We start from the raw sequence: 14,023 nt of genomic DNA, 5'->3' as shown, positions 1-14,023 counted from the left end.
GGGCCCGGGCCGGGAGCATTAACCGGCCGTTAGGGTTAACAGTCTATTGCTGGCGCGTTCGGCTCGATCAATCGGCTCGAGAGTCAAAGCGTCATGCGTCAACGGTTCAGTCGTGAACGGTTAAGTCTTGCCCGGCTTCTTGCGTCCACCTCGCTGGTCGCAGCGGTGGCCATGGGTCTCGGCGGCTGCACGGCGATGTCGAAACTCTCCGACGTCACGGGCTCGGTCGGGCCGCGGGCGGAAGCCGCTCCCACCGATCCCGCGCGCGCTGCTGAAGTCTATGGCGAGCGCTATCGTGCCAATCCCAAGGACGCCGACGCGGCGCTCGCCTACGGCCAGGCCCTGCGCGCCAACGGCCAGCGCGCCCAGGCTGCCGCCGTGCTCGAGCAGGCGACCATCGCCAATCCCGGCAACAAGGCGCTGATGGCCCAATACGGCCGCGCGCTCTCCGACAACGGCAATTTCCAGCAAGCCTTCGACGTGCTGTCGAAGGCGCATTCGCCCGATAACCCGGATTGGCGCCTGCTCTCGGTGCAGGGTACCGCGCTCGATCAGATGGGGCGTCACGAGGAAGCGCGCTCCTACTATGCGAGTGCGCTCAAGATCGCGCCTGGCGATCCCGGCGTGCTCTCCAATCTCGGCCTGTCCTACATGTTGTCGAGAGATCTGCCGAAGGCCGAAGACGCGCTGCGCCAAGCCTATGCCTCGCCGCACGCAAGCGCGCGGGTGCGGCAGAATCTCGGTCTTGTCGTCGGTCTCCAGGGCCGCTTCGCCGAAGCCGAGACTATTGTGAAGGCGGACCTGCCGCCGGACCAGGCTACGGCCAATGTCGCCTATCTCAAGGAAATGTTGACCCGCAGCGACGTCCGGCGTGGTGCGCCGAAGCGGACGCCGGTCGCCTCGCTCGGCCTGCCCGACTGATCAGACGTGATCTTCCGATCTTGATCTTCCAATCTTGAAGGCATCCTCGGACCGTACGCGGTCCACGTCTAAGGTCATTGCATCTCGGTGACCTTGATGCCAGTCGGTCCAAGGATGACGACGAACAGCACCGGCAGGAAGAACAGGATCATCGGTACCGTCAGCTTCGGCGGCAGTGCCGCGGCCTTTTTCTCGGCTTCGTTCATGCGCATGTCGCGGTTTTCCTGCGCCATCACCCGCAAGGATTGGCCGAGCGGGGTGCCGTAACGCTCCGCCTGCTGGAGCGCGAGACATACCGACTTGACGCCCTCGAGCCCGGTGCGCCGCGCGAGGTTCTCGTAGGCGACCTTGCGATCCTGCAAATACGACAGCTCGGCCGTGGTCAGGGTGAACTCCTCCGATAGCGCGATCGACTGGCCCACGATTTCGACCGCGACCTTCCGGAACGCCATCTCGACCGACATGCCGGATTCGATGCAGATCAGGAGCAGGTCGAGCGCATCGGGAAAGGCGCGCTTGATCGAGAGTTGGCGCTTGGAGATCGCGTTCCTGAGGAACAGCATCGGCGCCTGGAGTCCGAGATAGGCCGCACCGACGCAGATGCCGATCTTGATCGGCATGGACTGCTGCATATGCGCGATCAGGAACACGTAGACGACCGAACCGACGAACAGCACGATCGGGGCAACCAGGCGGGCAAACAGGAAGGTGATGTAGGGCGCCTGGCCTCGATAGCCGGCCATGATGAGCTTGTCCCGCGCAGCTTCCTGCGCGAGCCATTTGGTCAGGTTGAAGTCATCGACGACCTTCGAGACGAGCTGCTTCGGCGTCTGGCGCAGCGAGACTTTTTCACTCTTGTGGAGGCGCTCGCGCTCGCGCTGCCGGATGCGCTCACGTTCGTTCGCCACCGCCTTCATGCGCTTGGAAAGGCCCTCGCCGGCGAACAGCGGCATCACCAGCGTATAGACGGTGGCGCTGGCGGCAATGGCCGCCAGCAGCATCGTCATGAAGTGGACGTCGTGAAGTTTCGCAACGAGGAACTCTACCATAAGACACCATCAGAAGTCGAAATTGATCATCTTCTTCATCACCATGATGCCGATCGACATCCAGACAACACAGCCGACCAGCATGAGCTGGCCGGTGGGATGAGTCCAAAGCATCGAGATGTATCCTGGCGTTGTGAGGTAGACGAGGAACATCACGATCGGCGGCAGCGAGCCGATGATGCCGGCCGAGGCCTTGGCTTCCATCGACATCGCCTGGATCTTCTCTTTCATCTTCTTGCGGTCGCGCAGCACCTTGGAAAGGTTGCCGAGCGCTTCGGAGAGGTTGCCGCCCGATTTCTGCTGGATGGAGATGACGATGCCGAAGAAATTGGCCTCGGGCAGCGGCATGCGATCGTAGAGCCGCGTGCAGGCCTCGCCGAGCGGCATGCCGATCGCCTGCGTCTCGATGATGGACAGAAACTCGGAGCGCAGCGGCTCTGGCGCGTCGGCGGCGACCACCTTGATCGATTCGAACAGCGGCAGGCCCGCCTTGATGCCGCGGACGATGACGTCGACGGCATCGGGCAAGGCGGCCAGGAACTTGTTTTCACGGCGCTTCTTCAGGAAGCCGAGCGCCCAGCGGGGCAGACCGAGGCCGCCGGCAAACGCGAAGCCGGCGGCACCGAGCAGGCCGCCGCCGATGAACAAGGCGACTGCGAACAGCACGCCCGCCACGACGGCGGACACGATCCAGAATTTCTGCGGCGCCCAATCGAGGCCGGCCTGCGACAGGCGGACACTGAGCGGTACGCTCTTCTCCTGCTGGCGCCGCGCCTCGAGATCCTTGAGCGAGGTTTCGACCTGCTCGCGGCGCGAGCGCTGCGTCTTCTCGGCGGCGCGGGCCGTGGGCGCCTCGGCCCGCGAGATCGAGGCGCGGCGGCTCTCGGCCTTCCGTTCCCCGGACAGCATTGGATAAAGGAAGACCCAGGCGAGGCCGCCGACGGTGGCGGTGGCAAGGAAGGCGAGGGCAAGGACTTGCATGTTCATGGCTGCGTTGACCTGCTCACGTCGTGGGCGCCACTTCCGCCGCGTCGAGCGCCGCGGCAAGGCGCTTCTCTTCGCCGTAATAGCGGGCGCGTTCCCAGAATTTCGGGCGGCCGATTCCGGTCGACCGGTGCCGGCCGATGATCTTGCCGTTGGCGTCCTCGCCGACCATGTCGTAGAGGAACACGTCCTGGGTGATGATGGTGTCGCCTTCCATGCCCATCACTTCGGTGATGTGGGTGATGCGGCGTGAACCGTCGCGCAGGCGCGCGGCCTGGACGATGACGTCGATCGAGGCGCAGATCATCTCGCGGATGGTGCGTGAAGGCAGGGAGAAGCCGCCCATCGTGATCATGGATTCGCAGCGCGATAGCGCCTCGCGCGGATTGTTGGCGTGCAGCGTGCCCATCGAGCCGTCATGGCCGGTGTTCATGGCCTGGAGCAGGTCGAACGCCTCGGGTCCGCGGACTTCGCCGACGATGATGCGCTCGGGACGCATACGCAGGCAGTTGCGCACCAGCTCGCGCATGGTGACCTGGCCCTCGCCCTCGATGTTGGGCGGGCGGGTTTCCAGTCGCACCACGTGCGGCTGCTGGAGCTGGAGTTCGGCGGCGTCCTCGCAGGTGATGACGCGCTCGTCGTGCTCGATGTAGTTGGTCAGGCAGTTGAGCAACGTGGTCTTGCCCGAGCCGGTACCGCCGGAGATCAGCACGTTGCAGCGGACGCGGCCGATGATCTGGAGGATTTCCGCGCCTTCCGGCGAGATTGCGCCGAACTTGACGAGCTGATCGAGCGTCAGCTTGTCCTTCTTGAACTTGCGGATCGTGAGCGTGGGGCCGTCGATTGACAGCGGGGGCACGATGGCGTTGACGCGGGAGCCGTCGGCCAGGCGGGCGTCGCAGATCGGCGAGGATTCGTCGACGCGCCGGCCGACCTGGCTGACGATACGCTGGCAGATGTTGAGGAGCTGCTGATTGTCGCGGAAGCGGATACCGGTGCGTTGGATCTTGCCGGCGACCTCGATGTAGACGGTGTCGGCGCCGTTGACCATAATGTCGGCGATGTCGTCGCGCGACAACAGCGGCTCCAGCGGACCGTAGCCGAGGACGTCGTTGCAGATGTCGTCGAGCAGCTCTTCCTGCTCGGCGATCGACATCACGATGTTCTTGATCGCGATGATCTCGTTGACGATGTCCCGGATTTCCTCGCGCGCGGACTCCGAATCGAGCTTGGCAAGCTGGGCGAGGTCGATGGCCTCGATCAGCGCGCCGAAGATGGTCGCCTTGACCTCGTAATAATTGTCCGAGCGGCGGGCTTCCATGGTCGGCGCAGGCTTCGCCGGGGCGAGCGGCGGCGAGGAGATTGCCGGCGGCGGCGGCACGCGCGACATGGCGGGCGCCGAAGCCTGGGCAGGCTCTGGCGACACGGCACCGGGCTTCGGGGCCCGGGCGTCGGCGTCTGTTCCGCTACGCTTACCGAACACTTAAAAACTCCATGCGGCGACCTATTTTCCCCGCAACTTGTCAATCAGGGGTGAAAGCAGGGACGACTTTTGCTTCTTCGTTTCGCTGCGGCCGGTCAGGCGCTGGGCGATCTGAAGGAACATCTCGATCGACTTATGGTTGGCCGAGATCTCCGCGATCATCTGGCCGTTATTGGCCGCCGAGCCGAAGATCTGCGGCTCGAACGGAATCGAGACGACCGGCTGGCTCTCGATCGCCTTGGCGAACTCCGCCGCGGCGATTTCGGGCCGTTTCGGCACGCCGACCTGGTTCAGGCAGTAGAGCGGCGGCCGGTCGTTGGGGCGCGCGGCCTTCAGGAGATCGAACAGGTTCTTGGTGTTGCGCAAATTGGCGAGGTCGGGCGCCGCCACGATCAGGATGTCGTCCGCTCCGATCAGGGCGCGTTTCGTCCAGCCCGACCATTGGTGCGGAACGTCGAGGACGATGCAGGGCATCGTGGAGCGCAACGTGTCGAACACGGAATCGAAGGCGTCGGCGCCGAAATCGTAGACCCGGTCGAGCGTCGCCGGCGCCGCCAGCAGACTGAGGTGGTCGGTGCATTTCGACAGAAGGCGGTCGACGAAGGCGGTGTCGACGCGATCGGGTGAGAATACCGCGTCGGCAATGCCCTGCGGTGGATCCTGGTTGTAGTCGAGTCCGGCCGTGCCGAAGGCGAGGTCGAGGTCGGCGACGACCGCGTCCATCGCGAGATCGCGGGCGATCGCCCAGGCGACATTGTGGGAGATGGTTGATGCGCCGACGCCGCCCTTGGCCCCGACCACGGCGATAATGCGGCCGACGGCCTTGGCTTCCGGCGCCGAGAACAGGTTGCAGATCGAGCGCACGACGTCGATCGCGCCGACCGGCGCGAGCACGTAGTCGCTGACGCCGCGGCGGACCAGCTCGCGGTAGAGCGTGACGTCGTTGATGCGGCCGATCACGACCACGCGGGTGCCGGCATCGCAGACGGTCGCGAGATGGTCGAGCCCGCCCAGGAGGTCGTTGCGGCCGTCGCTTTCGAGCACGATCACGTTCGGCGTGGGGGCCGAGCGGTAGGCTTCCACCGCAGCCGCCATTCCGCCCATCTGGATCTTCAGATGGGCCTTGCCGAGACGGCGATCTTCGCCGGCTGACTGCACGGCGGCCGCCGTTTCCACGGTCTCGCAGAAAGCCTGGACGGAAACGCGGGGCGCCGGCGCAATATGCTCCTCGACCGGTGGGAGCGATGCCTCGGACTGATCTTCTTGGGGCTGGCGAGCGTAGCTGATCATCTGCCGGTGTCGCTGAGTTTGGCCTTGTCGGCCTCAGGATAGGCGACCGCCGTCGGCATTCCCTTGCGATACTTCTCGAACGCGGCGGTCCGCCGCGGCGTGTAGGACGGCGTTTCGGGCCGCGGCTGCTCGAGATCCGACGGATTGTCGACCATCGCTGCGAGGTTGCGCTGATAGGCGCAGCCGTAATTGTAGTAGTCCTTGTTCTCGAACCAGCTCTTGTTCTTCATCGAAGGGCCGATATCTTCCGGCCACAGGCCGCAGGGACCCGCGACTGCGGCGATCTTGGAATAGGTGAGGCGGATCGGCGGCAGGAATCGCTTGTCGTCCGGCGTGTAAGAGCGGGCGTTGATGCCGCGCGGCGGAACGCCCGCCGCCGACAGCATTGCCTGGATTTCGCGCATGGTGTCCGCGACCGGACGCGCGTTGGGCGTGCCGGACGGTACGTCGATCCGGATCGCGCCGGTGCCTTCGTGCATCCAGGCCGACGCGACGCCCATCACGTCGGCGCGCTGGGCGGCGGTCAAGCCGCCGCGGGCATGGCCGACGAAGACGACGATGGAACGATTCTGCTCCTCGATCGCGATCGGATGGCGCTGCTTGTAGTCGTCGGGAATGGAGGCCGTGACCGCTTCGTCATGCTGGCAGCCGCCTAGGGCGAGCGCCATGCCGACGAGCGCGCCGCCGAGGTGGATGGCGCGCCTGCGAATCTGGGGTGGTCTAGTGATCTTCATGAAGTCCCCGTTCCGCCTCAGTCGGTGATGAAGCCGTAGGTGCCGCGGTAGTTCTTGGCCGGTTCGGTCCGGCCGGGCACGCCGTAGATGCGGTTGATGTTGCCGAGCAGTTCGGCCTGCGGATCAGCCGGTGCGGAGAAGCCATCATCCGGCCGCGACAGGTCCTTTTGCGCAACTGCGCGAACGATGTAGGGCGTCACGATCACGACCAGCTCGGTCGCGTTGTTGACGAAGTCGCGGCTACGGAACAGCGTGCCGAGGACCGGGAGCTGCATCAGACCTGGCAGTCCGCTGACCGCTTGCTTGGTCTGCTGCTGGATCAGGCCAGCCATCGCCATCGCGCCGCCTGAGGGAATTTCCAGCGAGGTTTCTGCGCGGCGGGTCTTGATCGAGGGCACCGTGAGCGAGTTGACCGAGGTCGAGGTCACGGCCTGGGACAGCGTGATCGCGTTTTCGTTCGAGAGCTCGGACACCTCGGTCATTACCCGCAGGCTGATCTTGCCCTCCGTGAGAACGACGGGGGTGAAGTTGAGCGAGATGCCGAACTTCTTGAAGCTGATCTGGGTGGTACAGACGTGCGTGGTGGGGTCGCACGCATAGCCCGCAGGCACCGGAAATTCACCGCCGGCAATGAACGTTGCCGATTCACCGGAGATCGCGGTCAGGTTCGGTTCGGCCAGCGTCCGGATCACGCCCGCGGTCTCCATCGCACGCAGCGTGGCCTGCACCGACGGGGCCGCGCCGAACTTCGTGGTCAGGTTATTGCCGTCGACGAGGTTGTGGCCAAGAGCCGTGAACGGATTGGAGTTGCTGAAGCTGACGACCGAGGTGCCGTAGCTGAGGTTGGCGGTGAGGTCGATTCCGAGCTGCTTGACGATGCTGCGCTGCACTTCCGCGACCGTCACCTTGAGCATGACCTGATCGCGGCCGCGGACCACGATCGAGTTCACGACCTTCTCGGGGCCGCCGGCGAGGCGCACGGCGAGGTCGTTGGCCTGCTGGGCTTCGGCCGGATTCGCGGCCGAGCCGGTCAAGATGATGCCGTCGCCTAGCCCGTCGATCTGGATGTCTGAGTTCGGCAGGACCTGCTTCAGCGCGGCCCGCACGCCGTTGAGGTCGCGCTTGACCGCGATGTCATAGGCCGCGATCTGCTGGCCGGCGGAATCGAAGAACACGATGTTGGTCTGCCCGATCGAGGCGCCAATGATGTAGGCACGCTGCGCCGAGCGGACGACCGCGTTGGCGATCTTCGGATCGGCGACAAGCACGTCCTTGATGTCGCGCGGAAGGTCGATCACGATCGACTTGCCGATGCCGAGCGAGAGGAATCGCGCGTTCATCTGACCGTCGGCCGCAGCCTGCGCCACAGGGCGATAGTCGGCGGCGACCACAGGGGTGAGCACCGGGTTGAGCGCGAGCGCGACGGCGGCCGAAAACGACAGGGCGCGGACCACCGGGGTTCGCATCGTCGCCAAATTCGCCCTGCATTTCATGTCGACAGTCCTCATCGTGCCTTCGCCGTCGAGCTTGGGATACCGTACCGAATGATCGAAATGCCCTCGCGCTTCTGTGCGGAGTCATCGAGCGTGATCTCGCTCAGCTTGACATCGACGATGCTGCGCAGCGCCAGCGACAGCGTGCCGCTCTGGCGTGCGGAGGAGAGCGTCGCAGTCTGCGCAGGATTGAGTTCGAGAGTGACGGTCTTGCCGACCACCGCGTTCTGGCCGTCCTTCTCCTTGGGAGCCTGGTCGATGGCCAGGACGCGGATATTGGCCAGGATGATCTCGGACGTGACGACATCGGGAGCGCCGCTGCTCTGGTCCGGGTTCTTGAGACGGCGCGTCAAAAGCACGTCGACGCGGTCGTTGGGCAGGATGAAGCCGCCTGCGCCGGTTTCCGGCGAGATCTCGGTCGAGATCGCCCGCATGCCGGTGGGCAGGATTGCCGCCATGAAGCCGGAGCCTTCGGCCTTGACCAGCTTCTGGTCCCGGATCGGCTCGCCCTGGATGAAGGGAGATCGTGCGATCGAGCCGGTGACCTGGGTTACCCCCTCGGGGCGCTCGTTGCGGCGGATGAAGGTGGCGCTGGCGGTCGCGGACGGCCAGGTCTGCCATTGCACGTCTTCCGGCTTGACGGTCTGGCCGAGGCCGATGTCGTTTTTCGCGACCAGGACGTCGACGGTGGGAAGCTGCGCGACCGGAGCAGGAGGCGGTGCAGAATTGTCCGAGCCGCTCGCCAGATACGCGGCGACACCGCCGGCGCAGATGGCGACCGTCAGGACGACAATGCGTGCCCTATTCATACGCTTCACTTTCCAACAAACGCCGCGACGCTGACGCCGCCGTAATCGGCAGTTGACCAGCTATTCGTCAAAGCATGGTTAATGAGGCGTATCTAAATCGCCTTAACGCCGGGTTTACCCGATGCGTTCAGCGCAATGCGAGGTGAGCGAGGTCGATCGCCTTCACCCATTCGGTCTCCGGGTAGACCATCAGCGCGCTCAGTGCGAGCGCGATGCCGTAGGGAATGCCGCTGTCCTTGGCGTGCAGCCGCGCGAGCCAGGTCTGGCCAGCGAGCCCGTAAGGCAGCGGCCACTGCCGGAACTGGAGCAGGAGCAGCGTCAGCGCCCCGCCGAACAGCGAGGCGTAGAGCAGGAAGTTCATCAGCTGTGCGAACCCGAACCAAAGCGCGACGGAGGCCGCCACCTTGGCATCGCCGCCACCGACCCAGCCCATCGCAAAACAGGTGAAGGCCACGACTAGGACGAGCGCGCCGGCGCCGACATGGCCCAGCATCTCGTAAGGTGCCATGCCACCGGCGAGAGCGAGCGCGAAAAAGCCGGCGACCAGCGCCAGCGATACGCGGTTGGAGATCGTCATCGTGAAGAGATCGCTTGCGGCGGCAAACGCCATCAGGGCCGGGAAGAGCAGAAGGCGCGCAAGGTCGAGGATCATGGGCTGCGTCTTGAGGCCTGGGTGTGCCGCGGAGCTGGCGTCGCCGGATTCTAGCCGGCAGTGCTAAACAAACCGAAAACGGCGGCGGCGGTCTTGAGGGGTAGAACCAGCCGAAGGCGTGCTCACCAGAGGGAGGCGATGCGTGCGGCGAGCGCGACGGTCGCAAGCAGCAGGGCCAGGCAGACCCAGTAAGCCGGCGAGCCGGTCTGCGCCGCCTCGGCCGCGTTCGCCGCGACCACGGCATCGGTTCTGTACTTGCTCAACGCCACTGGAACTCGCCGTCTTAAAAACAAAGGCCCCGGAAATCCGGGGCTTTTGCAGTCGTTGATCGATCGCCTACTTCAGCGAGCTGCTGATCGAGGTGAACTTGGCGTTCAGCGTGGTGCCGAGATTGTTGACGACGGTGATGATGGCCAGCGCGATGCCGGCGGCAATCAGACCGTATTCGATGGCGGTGGCGCCGGATTCATCTTTCGCGAAACGCGCAATCAGGTTCTTCATGAACAAAACTCCATCTGGGGTGGGATCGCCTCGTTCGGCGGTGTGCTTGACGCAACGACCATGAGATCCGAGCTCTTTCGGGAGAGTTAATTCGATCGGGCAAACGCGCTTGCCGCTGGCCAGAGTGAATTTCGCCTTAAGGCAGCCAGCTGCAATTCGTTCCGGTTCCGGATGTGCAGCAAGCGCAGCACCGGCTTCACCCTCCCTTAAATTTGGGGGAGTACGCGTAGGCGGGACCAGCAATTCGCAAGAGAGGCGACAATGTCGAGCCTGCCCATGGAAATCGCCCTGATGCTTGGCGAGACCATCGCGAAGGTGATCCCCGCGACCTTCGCGCTCGCGGTGGTCTTCACCGTGCTCGAGCATGTCTGGGCCTGCAATCCCGGCGTGCCGTGGTGGCGCAAGCGGGAGATCGTCACGGACATCTGCTACTGGTTTATCGTTCCGGTGTTCGCACGTGTCATGCGGATCGGCCTTCTGATCGTCGGTGCGAGCTTCGTCTTCAACATCCATGATGCCGACGGGCTCATCGCCTTCTACGACAATGGCCACGGCTCGCTGGCGCTATTGCCGCTCTGGGTCCAGGCCATGCTGTTCCTGGTGCTGTCCGATTTCATGCTGTACTGGCTGCACCGGTTGTTCCACGGCGGTGGGTTCTGGAAGTACCACGCGATCCACCACTCCTCGGAGGAGATCAGCTGGATTTCTGCGGCACGCTTCCATCCCGTCAATCTCGTGCTCGGTACCATCGCGGTCGACGTCGTGCTGCTGATGGCCGGCATTTCGCCGAACGCCATGGTCTGGCTCGCCCCGTTCACGACCTTCCATTCGGCCTTCGTGCACGCCAACCTGAACTGGACCTTCGGGCCGTTCAAATATGTGTTGGCGACGCCGGTGTTCCACCGTTGGCACCACACCGCGCTAGCAGAGGGCGGCGACACCAATTTTGCCGGCACGTTCCCGATCTGGGACTTGCTGTTCGGCACTTTCCGCATGCCCGAGGGGCAACTGCCGCAGGATTACGGCAAGGATGAAGCCACCATGCCGAAGGAAATCGGAGGGCAGCTTGCCTATCCGTTCCGCCGCTAGGTTCTCGAGAGCCGCGAACGCCAGTCCGTTCAAACAATAGTCCGAGAGTTTGCGGAACGTTCACGAATTGAGGGCAGGTTAGCCGGGTCGGGCACCGGCTCGGCTGTTATCTGATCGCTTCTGCCGGTTTGTGACGTCCCGGGGGTAAGAGTATGCGTAAACAACTGCTGCGCCGTCATGCGCGCGTCTGTCTTCTGGTTGCGACAGCGGTGCTGGCATCGCCGGCTGCCGTCATTGCCGAGTCCGCCGATACCATCGCCGTCAATGTCGACCAGGCCAAGCTGGTGCGGCTGCCTGGCAAGGTGGCAACCATCGTGGTCGGCAATCCCCTGATCGCCGACGTCACGCTCCAGCCCGGCGGCATGATCGTCGTCACCGGAAAGGGCTATGGCGCCACCAATTTCATCGCGCTCGACCGCGGCGGCGAGATCCTGGTCGACCGCCAGGTCCAGGTCGAAGGTCCGAGCGACCGGCTCGTTACCGTCTATCGCGGGATCGAACGCGAGTCCTACAGCTGCGCGCCGCTTTGCCAGCGCCGCGTGACGCTCGGCGACAGCGACACCTACTTCAACAGCACGATGAGCCAGGCCGGTTCGTTGAGCAGCTCGGCGAGCGGCAGTGCCGGTGCGGGCGCCAAGACGAACTGACTAAGGCGAACTGAGCAAGACGAACCAAGTAAGACGAACCAAGTAAGACCAACCAGCAAGTTTGATTGGCGGATTTGGGGGCAAGGATCGTCCCCGCCCGCCGCACGCGCGCGAGTTTCTCTTTCCGTGTCCTCGTCTCCCTGGTCCGGGTCGTTCGCGGTTAACGCGCTCTTAACGGCCCGGGCCGCCGGGTGCGGATCGCCTGAAACACTTAAACAATCAGTTTCCGCTATTGAACATGGCAGATGATTGCTGCTGCTGGGGAATTTGATGCCTTCGCCTGCACCTACGAGATTCAGGCTCCTCGCCACGTTGCGCCGGTTTCGTGGCAGCCGCCGCGGCTCCGCAGCCGTCGAGTTCGCGCTCGTTGCGCCGATGTTCTTTGCGTTGCTGTTCGCCATCATCGAGTCGGCGCTGATGTTCCTGGCGAGCCAGGTGCTCGAGAGTGCCTCGCAAAATTCTGCGCGCGTGTTGCTGACCGGGCAGGCGCAATTCCGGCACGCTCACGGCCTGCGCGGTCTCCGGCGTCAGCACACCCTGCTCGCAAACGACGTTCAAGGCTTACGTCTGCAGCCAGATCCCGGCGCTGTTTGATTGCACCAAGCTCTACGTCGACGTCGTGAGTACAAACTCGTTCGGAGCGCTGAGCCTCACCAATTATGGTGATTCCTGCAGCTTCAATCCAACCGGCGTGCAGTACAGTGCCGGGGCCGCCAACCAGGTCGTCGTGGTGCGGCTGTTCTATCAGTGGCCGCTCTTCGTCACTGGCCTTGGCTTCAACATGGGCTGCAACAACAAGCGGCTGCTGATTGCGACCGCGGCCTTCAAGAATGAACCCTTCTGAGACAGATGGATCCGAGCGGACAGATGCAGGCGATTGCGAATATCTGGAGGAATGCCCGTAACTCCGTGCGCGACTTCGTCGCCGACACGCGTGCGATCGCGGCGACCGAGTTCGCGGTCATCGTGCCGCTGATGCTGGTGATGTTCTTCGGGACCGTCGAATTTTCATCGGCCGTGGCGATCAATCGCAAAGTCACAATGATTGCACGGACTCTGTCCGATTTGACGTCGCAGTCGACATCGGTCGACGATGGCGACATGCAGGACACGTTCACGGCAAGCATATCGATGATCATGCCGTACGACGCTACGCTCGTGAACGGCACGGTCCTTCAGATCTATATCGACTCAAGCAAGGTCGCCAAGATTCAATGGAGCAAGTCCGCCACCATTGCCAACGGTGCGACGCAGGCCACGCTGACGGCTCCGCCCCCGACTCTGGTAGCTGGCACCACGGTCACCTCGATGATTCCGCCATCGCTCTTGATCGCGTCGACCTACCTTATCTTCAGTCAGGCGAGTTACGTCTACACGCCTTCTGTCAAATTCGTCCTGAAGACGGGCATCACGCTGAGCGATGTCTCCTACACGCGGCCGCGCCAGGTCACCTGCGTTCCTTACACGGGTGTAAAGTCGCCGTGCTGAAATACGAGAGCAGATCCTGGAATAAAAAAAGGCCGGGCATCGCGCCCGGCCTTTTCATTGATTGGTTCGCTCGAGCCGATCGGGGCCCGTAAGCGGTAGGCTCAGCCGGCGGAGCGGAGGTTGTCGGCTGCCGACTTGCCGGAACGGCGGTCGGCGACGATCTCGTAGGAGATCTTCTGACCTTCGCGCAGCGTGCCGAGGCCTGCACGCTCCACAGCGCTGATGTGAACGAACACGTCCTGGCCGCCATCGTCGGGCTGGATGAAGCCGAAGCCTTTGGTCGCGTTAAACCACTTCACGGTTCCCATGCTCATGGGGGTAGTCCCTTCTCAGATAACACAATGTCAGAGCCCGCTTGCGCGGACAGGTTAGATCGAATTTTTGGAAGGGTCGTCAGCGTGTCTGAACCGGCTGTACCGGTGGATGCTAATGTCGTCCGGCCGAAAATCGATTAAGTCATTTTATTGGAAACAGACACCCAAAACAATGCTGACGTGCACGATTTTTTGATCCGCCGTGATGGTCACGGCGGATCAGCATACACGTCGGAATTACAGGTCCGCGCTCGCGCGCTGGGCCCCCGCTAGCGGCGGCGGAACTGGCCGCCGCGCTGTCCGGGACGCGGAGGTCCGCCCATCCCGCTCGGACGTTCGTCCTTGTGGCGGAAAATCAGCCGGCCCTTTTCGAGGTCATAGGGCGACATCTCTACCGTCACGCGGTCGCCCGCCAGAGTCTTGATGCGGTTCTTCTTCATCTTGCCGGCGGTGTAGGCGACGATCTCGTGTCCGGCGTCGAGCTGCACGCGGTAGCGCGCGTCGGGGAGGATTTCGGTGACCAGTCCTTCGAACTGGATCAGCTCTTCCTTAGCCATGAATTTCTCCAG

At 63.6% G+C, this 14,023-nt stretch carries 16 protein-coding genes and 1 pseudogene; 5 read left to right on the top strand and 12 right to left on the bottom strand.

The window, feature by feature from the left end; genetic code table 11:
• Positions 1 to 93 precede the first annotated feature (93 nt).
• A complete protein-coding gene (locus IVB50_RS02805; protein WP_026232795.1) occupies positions 94 to 921 on the top strand; it encodes a tetratricopeptide repeat protein in 828 nt (275 codons plus the stop codon).
• Positions 922 to 995: 74 nt separating this feature from the next.
• Here IVB50_RS02805 and IVB50_RS02800 read toward each other — a convergent pair whose 3' ends face one another.
• The 10 genes from IVB50_RS02800 to IVB50_RS02755 all read right to left on the bottom strand — a co-directional run bounded on the left by IVB50_RS02800 (position 996) and on the right by IVB50_RS02755 (position 9,916).
• Positions 996 to 1,970, bottom strand: a complete 975-nt coding sequence (locus tag IVB50_RS02800) for a type II secretion system F family protein (protein ID WP_018454686.1) — start codon at positions 1,968 to 1,970, stop codon at positions 996 to 998.
• A gap of 9 nt (positions 1,971 to 1,979) precedes the next feature.
• Complete coding sequence (locus IVB50_RS02795) at positions 1,980 to 2,957, bottom strand: type II secretion system F family protein (protein ID WP_026232794.1); 978 nt, start codon at positions 2,955 to 2,957, stop codon at positions 1,980 to 1,982.
• A 16-nt stretch (positions 2,958 to 2,973) separates the two neighbouring features.
• Complete coding sequence (locus IVB50_RS02790) at positions 2,974 to 4,437, bottom strand: CpaF family protein (protein ID WP_026232793.1); 1,464 nt, start codon at positions 4,435 to 4,437, stop codon at positions 2,974 to 2,976.
• A gap of 21 nt (positions 4,438 to 4,458) precedes the next feature.
• On the bottom strand, positions 4,459 to 5,727 hold the full coding sequence (locus IVB50_RS02785) for an AAA family ATPase (protein WP_018454683.1): 1,269 nt from the start codon (positions 5,725 to 5,727) through the stop codon (positions 4,459 to 4,461).
• Entirely contained in the window at positions 5,724 to 6,461 is a 738-nt protein-coding gene (locus tag IVB50_RS02780; protein WP_018454682.1) for a CpaD family pilus assembly protein, read from the bottom strand. The genes IVB50_RS02785 and IVB50_RS02780 overlap by 4 nt, the downstream gene beginning before the upstream one ends.
• A 17-nt stretch (positions 6,462 to 6,478) precedes the next feature.
• Positions 6,479 to 7,954: a type II and III secretion system protein family protein gene (locus IVB50_RS02775; RefSeq protein WP_026232792.1), complete on the bottom strand. Its 1,476-nt coding sequence runs from the start codon at positions 7,952 to 7,954 to the stop codon at positions 6,479 to 6,481.
• 11 nt (positions 7,955 to 7,965) lie between these two features.
• Positions 7,966 to 8,763, bottom strand: a complete 798-nt coding sequence (gene cpaB / locus IVB50_RS02770) for a Flp pilus assembly protein CpaB (protein WP_018454680.1) — start codon at positions 8,761 to 8,763, stop codon at positions 7,966 to 7,968.
• A gap of 127 nt (positions 8,764 to 8,890) precedes the next feature.
• Positions 8,891 to 9,415: a prepilin peptidase gene (locus IVB50_RS02765; RefSeq protein WP_018454679.1), complete on the bottom strand. Its 525-nt coding sequence runs from the start codon at positions 9,413 to 9,415 to the stop codon at positions 8,891 to 8,893.
• A 122-nt stretch (positions 9,416 to 9,537) separates the two neighbouring features.
• Positions 9,538 to 9,678 (bottom strand): hypothetical protein, encoded by a 141-nt coding sequence (locus IVB50_RS02760; RefSeq protein ID WP_162496356.1) that lies wholly within the window; start codon positions 9,676 to 9,678, stop codon positions 9,538 to 9,540.
• Positions 9,679 to 9,751: 73 nt separating this feature from the next.
• The gene (locus tag IVB50_RS02755) at positions 9,752 to 9,916 is read right to left on the bottom strand and encodes a Flp family type IVb pilin (protein WP_007599783.1); all 165 of its coding nucleotides are present in this window, start codon (positions 9,914 to 9,916) and stop codon (positions 9,752 to 9,754) included.
• A gap of 261 nt (positions 9,917 to 10,177) precedes the next feature.
• Between IVB50_RS02755 and IVB50_RS02750 the strand changes: the two genes are divergently transcribed.
• The 4 genes and pseudogenes from IVB50_RS02750 (at position 10,178) to IVB50_RS02735 (ending at position 13,140) form a co-directional block, all read left to right on the top strand.
• Complete coding sequence (locus tag IVB50_RS02750) at positions 10,178 to 11,005, top strand: sterol desaturase family protein (RefSeq protein ID WP_018454677.1); 828 nt, start codon at positions 10,178 to 10,180, stop codon at positions 11,003 to 11,005.
• A 152-nt stretch (positions 11,006 to 11,157) separates the two neighbouring features.
• Positions 11,158 to 11,652 (top strand): pilus assembly protein N-terminal domain-containing protein, encoded by a 495-nt coding sequence (locus IVB50_RS02745; RefSeq protein WP_018454676.1) that lies wholly within the window; start codon positions 11,158 to 11,160, stop codon positions 11,650 to 11,652.
• A gap of 270 nt (positions 11,653 to 11,922) precedes the next feature.
• Positions 11,923 to 12,496: pseudogene (locus IVB50_RS02740) on the top strand (TadE/TadG family type IV pilus assembly protein).
• Between the two features lie 23 nt (positions 12,497 to 12,519).
• Positions 12,520 to 13,140 carry a TadE/TadG family type IV pilus assembly protein gene (locus tag IVB50_RS02735; RefSeq protein WP_039799130.1) on the top strand — a complete coding sequence of 207 codons (621 nt, stop codon included), beginning with the start codon at positions 12,520 to 12,522 and terminating at the stop codon, positions 13,138 to 13,140.
• Positions 13,141 to 13,241: 101 nt separating this feature from the next.
• Here the strand turns inward: IVB50_RS02735 and IVB50_RS02730 are convergent, their stop codons facing one another.
• Positions 13,242 to 13,454: a cold-shock protein gene (locus IVB50_RS02730; RefSeq protein ID WP_007599788.1), complete on the bottom strand. Its 213-nt coding sequence runs from the start codon at positions 13,452 to 13,454 to the stop codon at positions 13,242 to 13,244.
• A gap of 269 nt (positions 13,455 to 13,723) precedes the next feature.
• Positions 13,724 to 14,011 carry a translation initiation factor IF-1 gene (gene infA / locus IVB50_RS02725; protein WP_007599789.1) on the bottom strand — a complete coding sequence of 96 codons (288 nt, stop codon included), beginning with the start codon at positions 14,009 to 14,011 and terminating at the stop codon, positions 13,724 to 13,726.
• Positions 14,012 to 14,023: the final 12 nt, after the last annotated feature.

Source organism: Bradyrhizobium sp. 87, from assembly GCF_023073015.1.
GTDB lineage: Bacteria > Pseudomonadota > Alphaproteobacteria > Rhizobiales > Xanthobacteraceae > Bradyrhizobium > Bradyrhizobium canariense_D.
The sequence above is the reverse complement of the archived record's forward strand: the minus strand, read 5'-3'. Positions and strand labels throughout refer to the sequence as shown.